The organism is Pseudomonas sp. FG36 (genome assembly GCF_057809275.1).
This window is the reverse complement of the sequence record NZ_JBMDJQ010000005.1, coordinates 118,432-134,113: the sequence shown is the minus strand read 5'-3', so window position 1 is coordinate 134,113 and position 15,682 is coordinate 118,432. Positions and strand designations below refer to the sequence as shown.

Sequence of the window (15,682 nt, the reverse complement as noted above, 5' to 3'; positions counted from 1 at the left end):
TGATGCGCCATGCACATTCCTTCCGAACATCCGCTGCTGTCGACCATCGTCGATGACCTGGCCACCCGTGGCTGGTCGCAGCAATCTCTTTTCCTGCCCGACGAACTGTCGCGCGCGCTGGCGGCCGAATGCCGTCGTCGCTATGCCGAGGGTGAATTGAACCCCGCCGGCATAGGGCGTGGCGCCGCGCAGGAGATCCGCGAGGCGATCCGTGGCGACCAGATCCAGTGGATCGACCCCGGTGAATCGGAGGTCTGCGACCGCTACCTGGGGGCGATGGACAGCCTGCGCCAGGCCATCAACCAAGGGTTGTTCCTGGGGCTCGAGGACTTCGAGTGCCACTTTGCCCTGTATCCACCGGGCGCCTTCTACAAGCGCCATCTCGACCGCTTCCGCGACGATGACCGGCGCATGGTGTCGGCCGTGCTGTACCTCAACGAGGGCTGGCAGCCGCAGGACGGTGGACAATTGCGCATGTTCCTGAAGGGCGATGTCGAGCACGACGTGGCGCCATTGGCTGGCAGCCTGGTGGTGTTTCTGTCGGGTGAGGTCCCGCACGAGGTACTGCCGGCAGGGCGTGAACGCCTGTCGTTGACCGGTTGGTTCCGGCGCCGTGGCAATGAGCCGTTCTGAGCTGCCGAAGGTACTGGTCAGCGCCTGCCTGCTGGGCCAGCCGGTGCGCTACGACGGGCGTGCCAGTGGCCATCCCGATGTATTGCAGCGTTGGCAGGCCGAAGGCAGGGTGGTGCCACTGTGTCCGGAGGTTGCCGGTGGCTTGCCGACACCACGACCGCCTGCGGAGATACCCGGTGGGCAGGGCGGGGCGGTGCTGGATGGGCAGGCACAGGTGCTGACGGTGACCGGCGACGATGTCAGCGACGCCTTTCTCGCCGGGGCCCGCCTGGCGCTGGAACTGGTGCGCCGGCATGGCATCCGTGTGGCGGTGCTCAAGTCAGGCAGCCCCTCGTGTGGCAATCTGCAGACCTACGACGGCAGTTTCAGCGGTGTGAAGGTGGCGGGTGAGGGTGTGACCACGGCCTTGTTGCGGCGCGAAGGGGTGCTCGTGTTCAGCGAGCTGGAGCTGGAAGACGCGCAGCGAGCGTTGAGCCAGATCTGATCGCGGGCAAGCCCGCTCCCACGCGATGCTGATCATGACGGCATTGCGTGGGAGCAGGCTTGCCCCGCGATGCGGTGTTACTGTCCGGCGCTTGCCTGCTTGGTGCCCTTGAGCCATTTGCTTTCCAGGTCAGCCAGGCGGCCATCGTCCTTGATCCGTTGCAGGGCATTGTTCACAGCCGTCTCGAAGGCTGGATTGTCCTTCAGGTACGGAATCACCAGTTTCTGGCTGGCCAGGGTCCGAATGGTGTCGAGTTGGTCGCTCGGTTCGACGTCTTGCTTGTTGAAGGCCATGTCGAACTTGCCGCTCTCCACCCCGGGCAGCACCTCTTCGGCCTCAGCCTCGACGAACTCGGCCCGCACATCCAGCTCCTTGGCCAGGGCCTGGCCCAACTCGATCTCGAAACCGGTCAGGTGTTCGTCTTCCTTGAACGCATAAGGTGGTGAATCGCTCAGCACGGCAATGCGCAGTTCGCCACGGTCGTTGATTTCGTCGATCAGTTCGGCCTGGGCCAGTGGGCTGAACAATACCGCCAACAGAATGCCAATGGTCAAACGCATGAGTGCCCCTTTCTTGTTCGGCAGGTGAATGTCATTCGCCGAGGCTTTCTTTTCTGCCGCGGTCGAACGCAGCCTATGACCGTGTAGCCGCATTAATGTTTACGCCGGTCTGAAATATTTCTGCCCCTGTTTTTGAACCTCTGCCTGGTTGGTTGGACTATGGTGAAGTACCGCTGTGCTTCGTTTAAGTGATAGCGGTCAATTGAAGTGAATCACAGGAGAAGTGAATGAAAAGCCTATTTTCGCGTGCTGCCGTTGCCGGTCTGCTGATGGGGGCGTCGGTGTTCGCCAGTGCCGCGGATGCGCTGAAGAGCCAGCAGCCACCGGAGGGCGCCAAGGTCTTCATCGTTTCCCCCGCCGACGGGGCCACGGTCGACAAGACCTTCACCGTCAAGTTCGGTATCGAGGGCATGGGCCTCAAGCCTGCGGGTGACCAGACCCCGCACACCGGGCATCACCACCTGCTGGTGGATGTGGACAAGGCTCCTCTGGCCGACCAGCCGCTGCCCACCAGCCTGATGCCGGAGAATAACGCACCGCTGCCGGCCGGCCCGCAAGTGCTGCACTTCGGCAAGGCGCAGACCGAGGCGACCATCACCCTGACACCGGGCAAGCACACCCTGCAGCTGGTGCTGGGCGACAAGTACCACGTGCCGTTCAAACCGAGCGTCGAGTCGCAGAAGATCACCGTCAACGTCAAATGACGCTTGCTCTGTAGGCGCGCGCAACGAAAAAGGGAGGCCACCAGGGCCTCCCTTTCTCATGCAGCCGGCAAACTTAGAACAGTACGCGCGAGCGAATAGTGCCCTTCACGTGCTGCAGTTTTTCCTGGGCCAGGTCGGAGTACTCGGCATCGACGTCGATGACCACGTAACCCACTTTCTCGTCGGTCTGCAGGAACTGACCGGAGATGTTGATACCGTTCTCGGCGAACACTTTGTTGATCTCGCTGAGCACGCCCGGGATGTTTTCGTGGATGTGCAGCAGGCGGTGCTTGCCCGGGTGCGCCGGCAAGGCCACTTCCGGGAAGTTGACCGACGACACCGAGGTACCGTTGTCGCTGTACTTGACCAGCTTCTCGGCCACTTCCAGGCCGATGTTGGCCTGGGCTTCGGCGGTGGAACCACCGATGTGCGGAGTCAGGATCACGTTGTCCAGGCCACGCAGCGGGCTTTCGAACTCTTCGTCGTTGGAGCGTGGCTCGACCGGGAACACGTCGATGGCGGCGCCGATCAGGTGCTTGTCCTTGATCGCGGCGGCCAGGTGGTCCAGCTCGACCACGGTGCCACGGGCGGCGTTGATCAGGATCGAGCCCTTCTTCATCGCGCGGATTTCCTTCTCGCCGATCATCCACTGGGTGGACGGCAGCTCGGGCACGTGCAGCGAGACGATGTCGGCCAGGCCCAGCAGCTCGTTCAGGCTGGTGACCTGGGTGGCGTTGCCCAGCGGCAGCTTGGTCAGCGGGTCGTAGAAGTAGACCTGCATGCCCAGGCCCTCGGCCAGCACCGACAGCTGGGTACCGATCGAGCCGTAGCCGACGATGCCCAGTTTCTTGCCGCGGATCTCGAAGGAGTTGGCCGCGCTCTTGATCCAGCCACCGCGGTGGCAGGAGGCGTTCTTCTCGGGGATGCCGCGCAGCAACAGGATGGCTTCGGCCAGCACCAGTTCGGCCACCGAACGGGTGTTGGAGTACGGCGCGTTGAACACCGCGATGCCGCGGTTGCGGGCCGCGCTCAGGTCAACCTGGTTGGTGCCGATGCAGAAACAGCCGACCGCGACCAGTTTCTTCGCACAGTCGAAGACCTCTTCGGTCAGCTGGGTGCGCGAGCGGATGCCGATGAAGTGGGCATCGGCGATCTTTTCCTTCAGCTCTGCATCCGGCAGCGAGCCAGTGAGGTACTCGATGTTGCTGTACCCGGCAGCCTTGAGGATATCCACCGCATTCTGGTGGACGCCTTCAAGAAGAAGGAACCTGATCTTGCTCTTGTCGAGAGAAGTCTTGCTCATCTGCGTAAACCTGTATCCCGGAGAAAAATGGCGAGGGGGGTGAAGCGGCGCGGCGTCGGCCTTAGCACGAACAGCGGGAGGGCTATGCTAGCATACGCGACACAATCTGAGCCCATCCCGACAGGTGAAGCGTGCTCAGGGTGACTATGAATAAGTCGAGAGTTCCAGCGATGACCCAGTCCGTGGTAATTGATGAACTGATGACCTTGGTCGACCCTGGCAAGGTCCTCACCGACCCAGCCTCGCTCGACGCCTACGGCAAGGACTGGACCAAGCACTACCCGCCAGCGCCAAGCGCGATCGTCTTCCCCAAAACCATCGAGCAAGTCCAGGCCATCGTGCGCTGGGCCAACCGGCACAAGGTCGCCTTGGTGCCATCGGGCGGGCGTACAGGGTTGTCGGGCGCTGCCGTGGCCGCCCATGGCGAGGTGGTGGTCGCCTTCGACTACATGAACCAGATCCTTGCCTTCAATGAGTTCGATAGAACCGTCGTGTGCCAGCCGGGCGTGGTAACCCGGCAGCTTCAGCAGTTCGCCGAGGATCAGGGGCTGTACTATCCGGTGGACTTCGCCTCCTCCGGCTCCAGCCAGGTCGGCGGCAATATCGGCACCAATGCTGGCGGGATCAAGGTGATTCGCTACGGCATGACCCGCAACTGGGTGGCCGGGCTGAAGGTGGTCACCGGCAAGGGCGAGCTGCTCGAGCTGAACAAGGACCTGATCAAGAACGCCACCGGCTACGACCTGCGCCAACTGTTCATCGGCGCCGAAGGCACCCTGGGGTTCGTGGTGGAGGCGACCATGCGCCTGGACCGTGCGCCGCGCAACCTCACGGCGATGGTGCTGGGCACGCCTGACTTCGACGCGATCATGCCAGTGCTGCACGCCTTCCAGGGCAAGCTCGACCTCACCGCCTTCGAGTTCTTTTCCGACAAGGGCCTGGCCAAGATCCTCGCCCGGGGCGATGTGCCAGCGCCATTCGAAACCGACTGCCCGTTCTATGCCCTGCTGGAGTTCGAAGCCAGCACCGACGAGGTGGCCAACGAAGCCCTGGCCACCTTCGAGCACTGCGTCGAGCAGGGCTGGGTGCTGGACGGAGTGATGAGCCAGAGTGACACTCAGCTGAAGAACCTGTGGAAGCTGCGCGAGTACCTGTCCGAGACCATCTCCCACTGGACGCCGTACAAGAACGACATCTCTGTCACTGTCTCGAAAGTACCGGCGTTCCTGCGCGACATCGACGCCATCGTCGGTGAGCATTATCCCGACTACGAGGTGGTCTGGTACGGCCATATCGGCGACGGCAACCTGCACCTGAACATCCTCAAGCCCGACCATATGAGCAAGGACGACTTCTTCGCCTCCTGCGCCAAGGTCAACAAGTGGGTGTTCGAGATCGTCGAGCGGTACAACGGCTCGATCTCCGCCGAACACGGCGTGGGCATGACCAAGCGCGATTACCTGGGCTACAGCCGCTCACCGGAAGAAATCGCCTGCATGAAGGCGATCAAGGCGGTGTTCGACCCGAACGGCATCATGAATCCGGGTAAGATCTTCGCTCCCGAATAAAAAGCAGTGTTCACAGGAGTCGGCCATGAGTTACCAGCACCAGTACGTAGACGGCACGCGCATCCACTTCCCGCTGGGCAAGGTGGTGTGCATCGGCCGCAACTACGCCGAGCATGCCAAGGAACTGGACAACCCCATCCCCAGCGAGCCGCTGCTGTTCATCAAGCCCGGCAGTTGCGTGGTGCCCCTGGAAGGTGGTTTCAAGATTCCGACCGAGCGTGGCTCGGTGCACTACGAGGCGGAAATCGCGGTGTTGCTGGGCAAGCCGTTGTCGACCAAGCCGACCGAGGAAGAGGTGCTCGACGCCATTTCCGGCTATGCCCCGGCTTTGGACCTCACCCTGCGCGACCTGCAGAGCAAGCTGAAGGAAAAGGGGCTGCCGTGGGAGCTGTGCAAAAGCTTCGATGGTGCTTGCGTGCTGCCGCCTTTTGTCTCGGCAGGCGCCTTCGAGGATGTGAAGGACATCGGTATACGCCTGACCATCAACGGTGATGTACGCCAGGACGGCAACAGCGCGATGATGCTCAACCCGATCGTGCCGATGATCCAGCATATGGCCGCGTGCTTCTCGTTGCAGGCGGGTGATGTGATCCTCACCGGCACCCCGGCGGGCGTGGGGCCATTCGAGGTTGGTGATGAGCTGGTGCTGGAGCTTCCAGGTGTCAGCCGGTTCGAGAGCCGGGTGCTCTGACCCAAAGGTTCGCGCCTTTCCTACAAAAAGTGCAGAGACGTTTACCGTTTTTTCACACCCTTTGCGGATAATGCGCGAACCTACGCCTACCCTCAGGACCCTTGCATGCCCTCTCCCTCCCGCGCCTCCGTGTCCCCCAAGCGCCCCTTCTACCGGCGCTGGCCGTTCGGCCTGGCAGCAGCAGCGGTTATCGGATATAGCGTCATCTCGGCCATGCACTGGGATGACCGCGGCCTGCTGTGGATAAAGGAAGGTTTCGAAAGCCAGGCTGAACGCCAGGAAAGCATCTGGCTGCCCAACTATGTGGTCGACATCGACGCCAAGCCGTTGCCCGGTATGGAGCGTGACGAGGCGTCGGACCTGGCGTTCAACCCGCACACCCGGACGTTGTTCGCAGTCATGGGCAAGCACCCGCTCCTGGTCGAGCTCACCCTCGATGGCGATGTGCTGCGCAAGATCCCCCTGGTGGGTTGGTCCAATCCGGAAGGCGTGGCGGTGCTCGAGGATGGCCAGATCGCTATCGTCGACGAGCGCAACCATGACCTGACACTGGTCAAGGTGGATGCCGCCACCACCTCGCTGAACCGTGCCGACTACCAGTCCCATGACCTGGGTGAAGCGGATGAGGGCAACAAGGGCTTCGAAGCCATTGCCTGGGACCTGATGCGCCAGCGCCTGGTCATCGGCGCCGAGCGGCCGCCCAAAATGTTCACTTGGGGCACTGATGGCCGTAGCCCGCTCAAGGGCGAGAAGCAGCCGCTGGCCAGCGACGAACTGGATCTGCGCAACTTGTCCGCGCTGGGTGTCGACCCGCGCACAGGGCATCTGCTGGCATTGTCGGCAGACTCCAACATGCTGCTCGAGCTTGACGAGAAGGGTGAGCAGGTCAGCTTCATGACCCTGCTGGGTGGCTTCAATGGTTTGGCTGACACCATCCCACGGGCCGAGGGAGTGGCAATGGACGACCAAGGCAACTTGTACCTGGTCAGCGAGCCAAATCTGTTCTATCGCTTCAGAAAGCACTGAGTGATCAGCCATTTCCGACAATGACATTAAGCTTTGCTTCAGTTGATAGTGCTTAGCTACGCGCTCCCATTGCCGAGTCTGCCCGCATGCGCCGCCACGTTCGCCTGATCTTCGCCTTTTTCGTGCTTGTCTGCCTGCTCGTGCTGGGGGCTGCCGGGCATGAGTTCCGCTTGTTCGAGCGGGCCTGGTTCAACTTCAAGACATGGTGGCAGCCAGCCGCGCAAAGCATCGGCCTGGATCGTTACCAGGTTGTGCTCGAGGCCAGGCCCATCGAGGGGCTGGACGACGACATCTCGGCATTGACCTACGATCCTGACCGCAAAAGCCTGTTCACCGTCACCAATGCCGAACCGGAGCTGATCGAGCTGTCGCTGGACGGTCGTATCCTGCGCCGTGTCCCGCTGACCGGCTTCGGCGACCCCGAGGCGGTGGAGTATGTCGGGCCCAACAGCTACGTGATCACCGATGAGCGCCAGCAGCGGCTGATCCGTGTGCGCCTGGATGATGACACCCTGTTCCTCGACGCCAACGATGCCGAGCAGTTGTCCCTGGGCATCGGCCTGAACGGCAACAAGGGGTTCGAGGGTCTGGCCTACGACTCGGCAGGCAAGCGCCTGTTCGTGGCCAAGGAGCGTGACCCGATGATGATCTACGAGGTGCACGGCTTTCCCCACGACAACCCTGACAAACCCTACGCCGTGCATGTGGTACAGGATCGCAAGCGTGACCGGCGGTTGTTCGTGAGGGATTTGTCGAGCCTGCAGTTCGACGAACGCAGCGGGCACCTGCTGGCGCTGTCCGACGAGTCGCGGCTGGTGCTGGAGCTTGATGTGAAGGGGCGGCCGCTGAGTACCTTGTCATTGCGCAAGGGGTTCCAGGGGTTGAAGCAGACCGTGCCACAAGCTGAGGGGATTGCGATGGACGACGCCGGGACCATCTACCTGGTCAGTGAGCCGAACCTGTTCTATGTGTTCAAGCAGCCTTGATGGGGTGAGGATGGCACTGGCTTCGCCGGTGTTCGCTGGCAAGCCAGCTCCCACAAGGTAGCGCGGACCCTGTGGGAGCTGGCTTGCCAGCGATTCGAGGGAGAAGCCCTCGCTGGCGGTTACTCGGCCTTCAGGCTCTTCACGCCCTCGGCGGTTCCCAGCAACAGCACATCCGCCGGCCGTGCCGCGAACAGGCCATTGGTAACCACGCCGACGATGGCGTTGATCTGGCTTTCCAGTTCCACCGGGTTGGTGATCTGCAGGTTGTGCACGTCGAGGATGACGTTGCCGTTGTCGGTCACCACGCCTTCGCGGTAGACCGGGTCGCCGCCCAGCTTGACCAGCTGGCGCGCCACGTGGCTGCGGGCCATCGGGATGACCTCGACCGGCAGCGGGAAGGCACCCAGCACCGGCACCAGCTTGCTGGCGTCGGCGATGCAGATGAAGGTCTTGGCCACTGCGGCGACGATCTTCTCGCGGGTCAGGGCCGCGCCGCCGCCCTTGATCAGGTTGAGGTGGGCATCGCTCTCGTCGGCGCCGTCCACGTAGAACTCCAGCTCGCTGACGCTGTTCAGCTCGTACACCGGGATGCCATGGCCCTTCAGGCGCTGGGCGGTGGCCTCGGAGCTGGCGACGGCGCCGTCGAAGGCGGTCTTGTGCTGGGCCAGGGCGTCGATGAAGAAGTTGGCGGTCGAGCCTGTGCCGACGCCGACGACGCTTTTTTCATCCAGCTTCGGCAGGATGAGGTCGACGGCGGCCTGGGCGACGGCCTGTTTGAGTTGGTCCTGGGTCATGCGGGCTCCGGGAGGGGCAGGGCGGATATCGAAAGTTGCCTAGTATAACGGCTCCGGCGGCTTTGCTGTGGTCGCCCGACGTGGCGCTGCGGTAGACTCCCAGCCCTTGTCCCGCGGCCCAGTGATGCTTTCCGATGCTCGAACAGTACGTCAAGAAGATCCTCACCTCGCGCGTCTACGACGTTGCTGTCGAAACCCCGCTGCACACTGCCGGGCAACTGAGCAAGCGCCTGGGCAACACGGTGCTGCTCAAGCGCGAGGACCTGCAGCCGGTGTTCTCGTTCAAGATCCGCGGGGCCTACAACAAGCTGGCGCAACTGAGCGCCGAGGAGCTGGCCCGTGGCGTGGTCACCGCCTCGGCCGGCAACCATGCCCAGGGCCTGGCACTGGCGGCGCGGGAGCTGGGTATCAAGGCGACCATCGTCATGCCCAAGACCACCCCGGAGATCAAGATCGAAGGCGTGCGCTCGCGTGGTGGCAAGGTGTTGTTGCATGGCGACAGCTTCCCCGAGGCGCTGGCCTACTCTCTGAAGCTGGTGGAGGAGAAAGGTTTCGTCTACATCCACCCCTACGACGACCCCCACACCATTGCCGGGCAAGGCACGGTGGCCATGGAGATCCTGCGTCAGCACCCGGGCCAGCTGGACGCGATCTTCGTGCCGGTCGGCGGCGGCGGTCTGATCGCCGGTATCGCCGCCTACGTGAAATACCTGCGCCCGGAGATCAAGGTCATCGGCGTCGAACCGGACGATTCCAATTGCCTGCAGGCCGCCATGGCCGCCGGTGAGCGCGTGGTGCTGCCACAGGTCGGGCTGTTCGCTGACGGCGTGGCGGTGGCGCAGATCGGCCAGCACACCTTCGATATCTGCCGTCATCATGTGGATGAAGTGATCACCGTCAGCACCGACGAGATCTGCGCCGCAATCAAGGATATCTACGACGATACCCGCTCGATCACCGAACCTGCTGGTGCTCTCGGTGTTGCCGGGATCAAGAAATACGTCGAGCTCAAGGGTGTGGCCGGGCAGACCCTGGTGGCCATCGACTCGGGCGCCAACGTCAACTTCGACCGCCTGCGGCATGTGGCCGAGCGCGCCGAGCTGGGCGAGAAGCGCGAGGCGATCATCGCCGTGACCATCCCCGAGCGCCCAGGCAGCTTCAAGGCCTTCTGCGAGGCCATCGGCAAGCGCCAGATCACCGAATTCAACTACCGCAAGCACACCTCGGACGAGGCGCACATCTTCGTCGGCGTGCAGACTCACCCGGAAACCGACCCGCGTGCGGCATTGGTACAGCAACTGACGGAGCAAGGTTTCCCAGTCACCGACCTGACCGACAACGAACTGGCCAAGCTGCATATCCGACACATGGTGGGTGGCCACTCGGCCGGGGCCAGCGATGAGATGGTGCTGCGTTTCGAGTTCCCGGAGCGGCCCGGTGCCCTGTTCAACTTCCTCAACAAGCTGGGCGGGCGTTGGAACATCTCGATGTTCCACTACCGCAACCACGGCGCCGCCGACGGGCGCGTGGTCGCGGGCCTGCAGGTGCCTGAAGAGGAGCGCCACCTGGTGCCGGCGGCCCTGGCCAAGATCGGCTATCCATACTGGGACGAGACCGAGAACCCGGCTTACCGGCTATTCTTGGGCTGAACACGCTTCACCTCGCGGGAGCGGGCCTGCCCCGCGATGAGGCCGAAAGCGAAAAAGCCTGCTGAAGGATGATTTTCACATGGAACACCTGACCACCCTCAAGACCCTGCACATCCTCGCCACGGCCCTGTTGCTGCTTGGCGCCCTGGGCCTGGCGGTCTGGACCTGGCATGCCCGGCGCAAGGGCGACGCCGAGGCCTACGGCAAGTTGTTGCGCCGCCCGCTGGTGTTCGTCTGGCTGCTGATGGGGCTGTGCCTGCTGAGCATGCCGTTCACCGGCTGGTGGCTGGTGCATCTGGTCGGCTGGCCGCTGGGGCAGACCTGGGTGCTGGCCTCCAGCGTCATCTATACCCTTGGAGCGTTCGCCGTGTGGTGGCTGGTGGCGCGCCTGAACCGGCTGCGCAAGGCCGAAGCCGTAGGCTTGAAGTTTACCCTGGCGCTGGCGGTGTTCAGCGGTGTGTGCTTCCTGTCCATCGCTGGCCTGATGGGCGCCAAGCCGGTCTGATGACACTCGTCAGCTCGCTCCCATTGGCAAACTCCGGGAGCGGGCTGCTCCCGCGAGAGGCTGACGCAGTCGCGTCACCTTGCCTTCATGCAAACCAGGTATACCAGTGCCACGCCCGGTGTGGCGACGCTCGCTCAATACGCAGTCTTCACCTCGCCGCAGATAAGCTTGGCGGGCGCGTTGCTGCGCGCTCAGGCTTTGTGGAACAATGCGGCGACATGCGTTTGCGAGGTTGCTGCCGTGATCGACCCGGATGGTTTTCGCCCCAATGTCGGGATCATTCTCACGAATGATGCCGGGCAGGTGCTATGGGCTCGGCGGATCAACCAGGATGCCTGGCAGTTTCCCCAGGGTGGCATCAACCCTGATGAAACGCCGGAAGATGCCCTGTACCGCGAGCTGAACGAAGAAGTAGGCCTGGAACGCCAGGATGTGGAAATACTTGCCTGCACCCGTGGCTGGTTGCGTTATCGTTTACCCCAGCGCCTGGTGCGCACCCACAGCCAGCCGCTGTGCATAGGCCAGAAACAGAAGTGGTTCCTGCTGCGCCTGGTGAGCAATGAGCAACGGGTGCGCATGGACCTGACCGGCAAGCCGGAATTCGATGGCTGGCGCTGGGTCAGCTACTGGTATCCGCTGGGCCAGGTGGTGACATTCAAGCGCGAGGTATACCGCCGCGCCCTGAAAGAGCTAGCCCCGCGCCTGCTGACGCGCGACTGACGACGGAGTCCGACCCCGAGCCATGCTCAATACGCTGCGCAAGATCGTCCAGGAAGTGAACTCCGCCAAAGATCTCAAGACGGCGTTGGGTATCATTGTCTTGCGCGTCAAGGAGGCGATGGGCAGCCAGGTCTGCTCTGTCTACCTGCTCGACCCGGACACCAACCGCTTCGTGCTGATGGCCACCGAGGGCTTGAACAAGCGCTCCATCGGCAAGGTCAGCATGGCCCCTAATGAAGGCCTGGTCGGCCTGGTCGGTACCCGCGAGGAGCCACTGAACCTCGAGAACGCCGCCGATCACCCCCGTTACCGCTACTTCGCCGAAACCGGCGAAGAGAAATTCGCCTCCTTCCTCGGTGCACCGATCATCCACCATCGTCGCGTGGTCGGCGTGCTGGTCATCCAGCAGAAGGAACGCCGCCAGTTCGACGAAGGCGAAGAGGCCTTCCTGGTCACCATGAGCGCGCAGCTCGCCGGGGTTATCGCCCACGCCGAGGCGACGGGTTCGATCCGTGGCCTGGGCCGTCAGGGCAAGGGCATCCAGGAAGCCCGCTTCGTCGGGGTGCCGGGTTCGCCGGGCGCCGCAGTCGGTCGATCGGTGGTGATGTTGCCGCCCGCCGACCTGGAGGTTGTGCCTGACCGCACCGTCGAGGACATCGACAACGAACTCAAGCTGTTCAACAACGCCCTCGAGGGCGTGCGCGAGGACATGCGCAAGCTGTCGGCCAAGCTTGCCACCCAGTTGCGCCCCGAAGAGCGTGCGCTGTTCGACGTGTACCTGATGATGCTCGAGGACGCCGCCCTCGGTGGCGAGGTGGTCGAAGTCATCAAGACTGGCCAATGGGCCCAGGGCGCCTTGCGCCAGGTGGTCGGCGAACACGTCAATCGCTTCGAACTGATGGATGACGACTACCTGCGCGAGCGGGCTTCGGACGTCAAGGACCTGGGTCGGCGCCTGCTGGCGTACCTGCAGGAGGCCCGTTCGCAGTCGCTGGTCTACCAGGAAAACACCATTCTGGTCAGTGAAGAACTGACCCCCGCCATGCTCGGCGAGGTGCCGGAGGGCAAGCTGGTGGGCCTGGTCTCGGTACTCGGCTCGGGTAACTCCCACGTGGCGATCCTGGCCCGGGCCATGGGTATCCCCACGGTCATGGGGGTGGTTGACCTGCCTTATTCGAAGGCCGACGGCATCGAGATGATCGTCGACGGCTACAAGGGCGAGGTCTTCACCAACCCCGGCGAAGTGCTGCGCAAGCAGTACAGCGACGTGGTCGAGGAAGAGCGCCAGCTGGCCAAGGGGCTCGATGCCCTGCGCGAGCTGCCGTGCATCACCCCGGACGGCCACCGCATGCCGCTGTGGGTCAACACCGGTCTGCTCGCCGATGTGGCCCGCGCCCAGCAGCGCGGCGCCGAGGGCGTGGGCCTGTACCGCACTGAAGTGCCGTTCATGATCAACCAGCGCTTCCCCAGCGAAAAGGAACAGCTGGCGATCTACCGCGAGCAGTTGCAGGCGTTCCATCCGCTGCCGGTGACCATGCGCAGCCTCGACATCGGCGGCGACAAGTCGCTGTCGTATTTCCCGATCAAGGAAGAGAACCCGTTCCTCGGCTGGCGCGGTATCCGCGTTACCCTCGACCATCCGGAAATCTTCCTGGTGCAGACCCGCGCCATGCTCAAGGCCAGCGAGGGCCTGAACAACCTGCGCATCCTGCTGCCGATGATTTCCGGCATCCATGAGCTCGAAGAAGCCCAGCACCTGATTCACCGTGCCTGGGGCGAGGTGCGCGACGAAGGCACCGATGTGCCGATGCCGCCGGTGGGGGTGATGGTGGAGATCCCGGCCGCGGTGTATCAGACCCGCGAACTGGCGCGCCAGGTCGATTTCCTTTCGGTCGGCTCCAACGACCTCACCCAGTACCTGCTGGCCGTGGACCGCAACAATCCACGGGTCGCCGATCTTTACGACTATCTGCACCCGGCGGTGTTGCAGGCCCTGCAGACCGTGGTCAGCGTGGCCCACGAGGAAGGCAAACCGGTCAGTATCTGCGGTGAGATGGCCGGTGACCCGGCTGCGGCGATCCTGCTGATGGCCATGGGCTTCGACAGCCTGTCGATGAACGCCACCAACTTGCCGAAGGTGAAGTGGATGCTGCGCCAGATCAACCTGAGCAAGGCCAGGGAGCTGCTGGCCGATGCCATGAGCCATGACAATCCGCAGGTTATCCACAGCTCGTTGCAGCTGGCGCTGAAGAATCTCGGGCTGGCGCGGATGATCGGGCCGAACAAGACCCTCTGATTGCCTGTACCGACCTCATCGCGGGCTCCGAAGCAAAACTGTTGGTGCGAGCCCGTGGGAGCGGGCTTGCCCCGCGATGAGGTCTAATCAGATCTCCAGGCTAACCTCGCCCAGATGCCCACCAAACGGCCCGAAACTGCGTTCGATCATGCGCCGTCGGCCTTGGTCATCGACAATCAGCACTGTGCTCGCCCGCGTCCCATAGTTCTGGCTGGCGATGAACACGCTCGACAGCAGTCGCTCGGTGGCCAGCCCCACGCCGGTCTCGGGCAGTTCGCCGTCCGGCGCGGGCTGTGCATCGCCCAGCAGTGTCAGTAGCTGCTGTAGGTCGGCATCCTCGAGCAGTCCCTCAAGCCCGCTGCGAGCCTTCAGCAGCTTCGGCCACGGCGTATCCAGTCCGGCATTCGACAGCCCGTACACCCCCGGTTCAAGCAGGCGTGGTGCCGGCTCGCGGGCATGCAGGTAGCCCAATCGCTCGCCATCGCCGACCAGCAGGTTGAACCCCGAGTACTGGTCACTGCGGCTGGCCACCTGGTCCAGATAGGCCTCGACCCCCAGTTCGCCCTGCAGATAGGCCGCCACCAGTTCACCGCGGGACCGTGGCCCCAACGGCTGGCGTGGATCACGGATATTGGTCAGCGCCGCAAAGCGTCCGTTCGGCCCGACACCCAGCCAGGTGCCACCGGCTTCCAGGTCACGCCCGGCGTGCACCCCAGGCGCGTCCTCCCAATTGCCCAGGGCCTGGGTCGGCCGCGCATAGAACTCATCGCGGTTGGCCGCGACGATCAGTGGCCGGGCTGTCCCCGGCCGCCAGGCGAATACGATCAGGCACATAGGTTGTCCCCTGTGTTTTCGGCCACTCTACCCGCGCCGCCGGCCGCTATCCATCATCTGACACAGAGTTCACTAGAGCGCCGGGCGTGGCTTCCGTTACCATGCCGGATTGTTTTCCACTGGGGCCACGAATGGAATTCGCTCTCTATCTGCTGTTGGGCGCCTGCGCCGGCGTGCTGGCCGGGCTGTTCGGCGTCGGTGGCGGCATCATCATCGTGCCGGTGCTGGTGTTCAGCTTCACCTTGCAGGGCTTCGACCCATCGGTGCTGACCCACCTGGCGGTCGGTACTTCGCTGGCAACCATCGTCTTCACCTCGATCAATGCCGTGCGTGAGCACCAGCGCAAGGGCGCGGTGCAATGGCCGATCTTCGCCTGGATGACCGTGGGTATTCTGCTCGGCGCGCTGGTCGGGGCCAAGACCGCCTCGCTGATACAGGGCCCGATGCTGCAGAAGATCATCGGTGTGTTCGCCCTGGTGATCGCCGCGCAGATGGCCCTGGACCTCAAGCCCAAGGCCAGCCGCGGCATTCCCGGCAAGCCCGGATTGACCGCCGCCGGCGGGGTGATCGGCTGGGCCTCGGCCATTTTCGGGATCGGCGGTGGATCACTGACCGTACCGTTCCTCACCTGGCGCAGCCTGCCCATGCAGCAGGCCGTGGCGACTTCGTCGGCCTGCGGCCTGCCGATCGCCCTGGCCAGTGCCCTGGGCTTCATGTGGCTGGGGTGGCACGAGGAACACCTGCCGGCCCACAGCCTGGGCTACGTCTATCTTCCGGCGCTGGTCGGCATCGCCGCCACCAGCATGTTCTTCGCCCGCTACGGCGCGCGTCTGGCGCACAAGCTGTCGCCGCGCGTGCTCAAGCGTCTGTTCGCCGCGCTGTTGTTCTGCGTCGGACTCAGCTTCCTTATCTGAATCTAGAGGAAAGAC

The 15,682-nt window shown here is 63.5% G+C and carries 16 protein-coding genes; 12 read left to right on the top strand and 4 right to left on the bottom strand.

Annotated features, from left to right (window positions below; translation table 11 throughout):
• Positions 1-9 precede the first annotated feature (9 nt).
• Complete coding sequence (locus ACODS9_RS06605; RefSeq protein WP_046853760.1) at positions 10-633, top strand: 2OG-Fe(II) oxygenase; 624 nt, start codon at positions 10-12, stop codon at positions 631-633.
• On the top strand, positions 620-1,117 hold the full coding sequence (locus tag ACODS9_RS06600; protein ID WP_367857643.1) for a 2-thiouracil desulfurase family protein: 498 nt from the start codon (positions 620-622) through the stop codon (positions 1,115-1,117). Before ACODS9_RS06605 ends, ACODS9_RS06600 begins: the two co-directional genes overlap by 14 nt.
• Before the next feature lie 77 nt (positions 1,118-1,194).
• Here the strand turns inward: ACODS9_RS06600 and ACODS9_RS06595 are convergent, their stop codons facing one another.
• The gene (locus ACODS9_RS06595) at positions 1,195-1,677 is read right to left on the bottom strand and encodes a transporter substrate-binding domain-containing protein (RefSeq protein ID WP_489093542.1); all 483 of its coding nucleotides are present in this window, start codon (positions 1,675-1,677) and stop codon (positions 1,195-1,197) included.
• A gap of 227 nt (positions 1,678-1,904) precedes the next feature.
• Here ACODS9_RS06595 and ACODS9_RS06590 point away from each other — a divergent pair, with 227 nt between their 5' ends.
• On the top strand, positions 1,905-2,381 hold the full coding sequence (locus ACODS9_RS06590; RefSeq protein WP_046853763.1) for a DUF4399 domain-containing protein: 477 nt from the start codon (positions 1,905-1,907) through the stop codon (positions 2,379-2,381).
• 73 nt (positions 2,382-2,454) lie between these two features.
• On the opposite strand, the gene serA is transcribed toward ACODS9_RS06590, so the two are convergent.
• The gene (gene serA / locus ACODS9_RS06585; protein ID WP_401107185.1) at positions 2,455-3,684 is read right to left on the bottom strand and encodes a phosphoglycerate dehydrogenase; all 1,230 of its coding nucleotides are present in this window, start codon (positions 3,682-3,684) and stop codon (positions 2,455-2,457) included.
• Between the two features lie 170 nt (positions 3,685-3,854).
• Between serA and ACODS9_RS06580 the strand changes: the two genes are divergently transcribed.
• From ACODS9_RS06580 to ACODS9_RS06565, 4 genes are all read left to right on the top strand, one after another.
• Positions 3,855-5,252, top strand: a complete 1,398-nt coding sequence (locus ACODS9_RS06580) for an FAD-binding oxidoreductase (RefSeq protein ID WP_094010971.1) — start codon at positions 3,855-3,857, stop codon at positions 5,250-5,252.
• Positions 5,253-5,277: 25 nt separating this feature from the next.
• Complete coding sequence (locus tag ACODS9_RS06575) at positions 5,278-5,943, top strand: fumarylacetoacetate hydrolase family protein (protein WP_489093541.1); 666 nt, start codon at positions 5,278-5,280, stop codon at positions 5,941-5,943.
• Between the two features lie 105 nt (positions 5,944-6,048).
• A complete protein-coding gene (locus ACODS9_RS06570) occupies positions 6,049-6,969 on the top strand; it encodes an SdiA-regulated domain-containing protein (RefSeq protein WP_489093540.1) in 921 nt (306 codons plus the stop codon).
• Positions 6,970-7,055: 86 nt separating this feature from the next.
• Positions 7,056-7,955 carry an SdiA-regulated domain-containing protein gene (locus tag ACODS9_RS06565; RefSeq protein WP_489093539.1) on the top strand — a complete coding sequence of 300 codons (900 nt, stop codon included), beginning with the start codon at positions 7,056-7,058 and terminating at the stop codon, positions 7,953-7,955.
• A 119-nt stretch (positions 7,956-8,074) separates the two neighbouring features.
• Here ACODS9_RS06565 and rpiA read toward each other — a convergent pair whose 3' ends face one another.
• Complete coding sequence (gene rpiA / locus ACODS9_RS06560; RefSeq protein ID WP_038707000.1) at positions 8,075-8,749, bottom strand: ribose-5-phosphate isomerase RpiA; 675 nt, start codon at positions 8,747-8,749, stop codon at positions 8,075-8,077.
• Positions 8,750-8,883: 134 nt separating this feature from the next.
• On the opposite strand from rpiA, the gene ilvA reads away from it, so the two are divergent.
• From ilvA to ptsP, 4 genes are all read left to right on the top strand, one after another.
• On the top strand, positions 8,884-10,398 hold the full coding sequence (gene ilvA, locus ACODS9_RS06555) for a threonine ammonia-lyase, biosynthetic (protein WP_038706999.1): 1,515 nt from the start codon (positions 8,884-8,886) through the stop codon (positions 10,396-10,398).
• Positions 10,399-10,477: 79 nt separating this feature from the next.
• The gene (locus ACODS9_RS06550; RefSeq protein WP_046853768.1) at positions 10,478-10,903 is read left to right on the top strand and encodes a DUF2269 family protein; all 426 of its coding nucleotides are present in this window, start codon (positions 10,478-10,480) and stop codon (positions 10,901-10,903) included.
• A gap of 240 nt (positions 10,904-11,143) precedes the next feature.
• The gene (locus ACODS9_RS06545) at positions 11,144-11,623 is read left to right on the top strand and encodes an RNA pyrophosphohydrolase (protein WP_028688498.1); all 480 of its coding nucleotides are present in this window, start codon (positions 11,144-11,146) and stop codon (positions 11,621-11,623) included.
• A 22-nt stretch (positions 11,624-11,645) separates the two neighbouring features.
• The gene (gene ptsP / locus ACODS9_RS06540; protein WP_489093538.1) at positions 11,646-13,919 is read left to right on the top strand and encodes a phosphoenolpyruvate--protein phosphotransferase; all 2,274 of its coding nucleotides are present in this window, start codon (positions 11,646-11,648) and stop codon (positions 13,917-13,919) included.
• Between the two features lie 87 nt (positions 13,920-14,006).
• On the opposite strand, the gene ACODS9_RS06535 is transcribed toward ptsP, so the two are convergent.
• Positions 14,007-14,753 (bottom strand): NRDE family protein, encoded by a 747-nt coding sequence (locus ACODS9_RS06535; RefSeq protein WP_401107202.1) that lies wholly within the window; start codon positions 14,751-14,753, stop codon positions 14,007-14,009.
• Between the two features lie 131 nt (positions 14,754-14,884).
• Between ACODS9_RS06535 and ACODS9_RS06530 the strand changes: the two genes are divergently transcribed.
• On the top strand, positions 14,885-15,667 hold the full coding sequence (locus ACODS9_RS06530; RefSeq protein WP_028688501.1) for a sulfite exporter TauE/SafE family protein: 783 nt from the start codon (positions 14,885-14,887) through the stop codon (positions 15,665-15,667).
• Positions 15,668-15,682: the final 15 nt, after the last annotated feature.

Excerpts from the sequence above, each read along its gene's own strand:
- ACODS9_RS06605 (WP_046853760.1), top strand. The coding sequence starts at position 10 with ATGCACATTCCTTCCGAACATCCGCTGCTGTCGACCATCGTCGATGAC.
- ACODS9_RS06600 (WP_367857643.1), top strand. The coding sequence starts at position 620 with ATGAGCCGTTCTGAGCTGCCGAAGGTACTGGTCAGCGCCTGCCTGCTG.
- ACODS9_RS06595 (WP_489093542.1), bottom strand. The coding sequence starts at position 1,677 with ATGCGTTTGACCATTGGCATTCTGTTGGCGGTATTGTTCAGCCCACTG.
- ACODS9_RS06590 (WP_046853763.1), top strand. The coding sequence starts at position 1,905 with ATGAAAAGCCTATTTTCGCGTGCTGCCGTTGCCGGTCTGCTGATGGGG.
- serA (WP_401107185.1), bottom strand. The coding sequence starts at position 3,684 with ATGAGCAAGACTTCTCTCGACAAGAGCAAGATCAGGTTCCTTCTTCTT.
- ACODS9_RS06580 (WP_094010971.1), top strand. The coding sequence starts at position 3,855 with ATGACCCAGTCCGTGGTAATTGATGAACTGATGACCTTGGTCGACCCT.
- ACODS9_RS06575 (WP_489093541.1), top strand. The coding sequence starts at position 5,278 with ATGAGTTACCAGCACCAGTACGTAGACGGCACGCGCATCCACTTCCCG.
- ACODS9_RS06570 (WP_489093540.1), top strand. The coding sequence starts at position 6,049 with ATGCCCTCTCCCTCCCGCGCCTCCGTGTCCCCCAAGCGCCCCTTCTAC.
- ACODS9_RS06565 (WP_489093539.1), top strand. The coding sequence starts at position 7,056 with ATGCGCCGCCACGTTCGCCTGATCTTCGCCTTTTTCGTGCTTGTCTGC.
- rpiA (WP_038707000.1), bottom strand. The coding sequence starts at position 8,749 with ATGACCCAGGACCAACTCAAACAGGCCGTCGCCCAGGCCGCCGTCGAC.
- ilvA (WP_038706999.1), top strand. The coding sequence starts at position 8,884 with ATGCTCGAACAGTACGTCAAGAAGATCCTCACCTCGCGCGTCTACGAC.
- ACODS9_RS06550 (WP_046853768.1), top strand. The coding sequence starts at position 10,478 with ATGGAACACCTGACCACCCTCAAGACCCTGCACATCCTCGCCACGGCC.
- ptsP (WP_489093538.1), top strand. The coding sequence starts at position 11,646 with ATGCTCAATACGCTGCGCAAGATCGTCCAGGAAGTGAACTCCGCCAAA.
- ACODS9_RS06535 (WP_401107202.1), bottom strand. The coding sequence starts at position 14,753 with ATGTGCCTGATCGTATTCGCCTGGCGGCCGGGGACAGCCCGGCCACTG.
- ACODS9_RS06530 (WP_028688501.1), top strand. The coding sequence starts at position 14,885 with ATGGAATTCGCTCTCTATCTGCTGTTGGGCGCCTGCGCCGGCGTGCTG.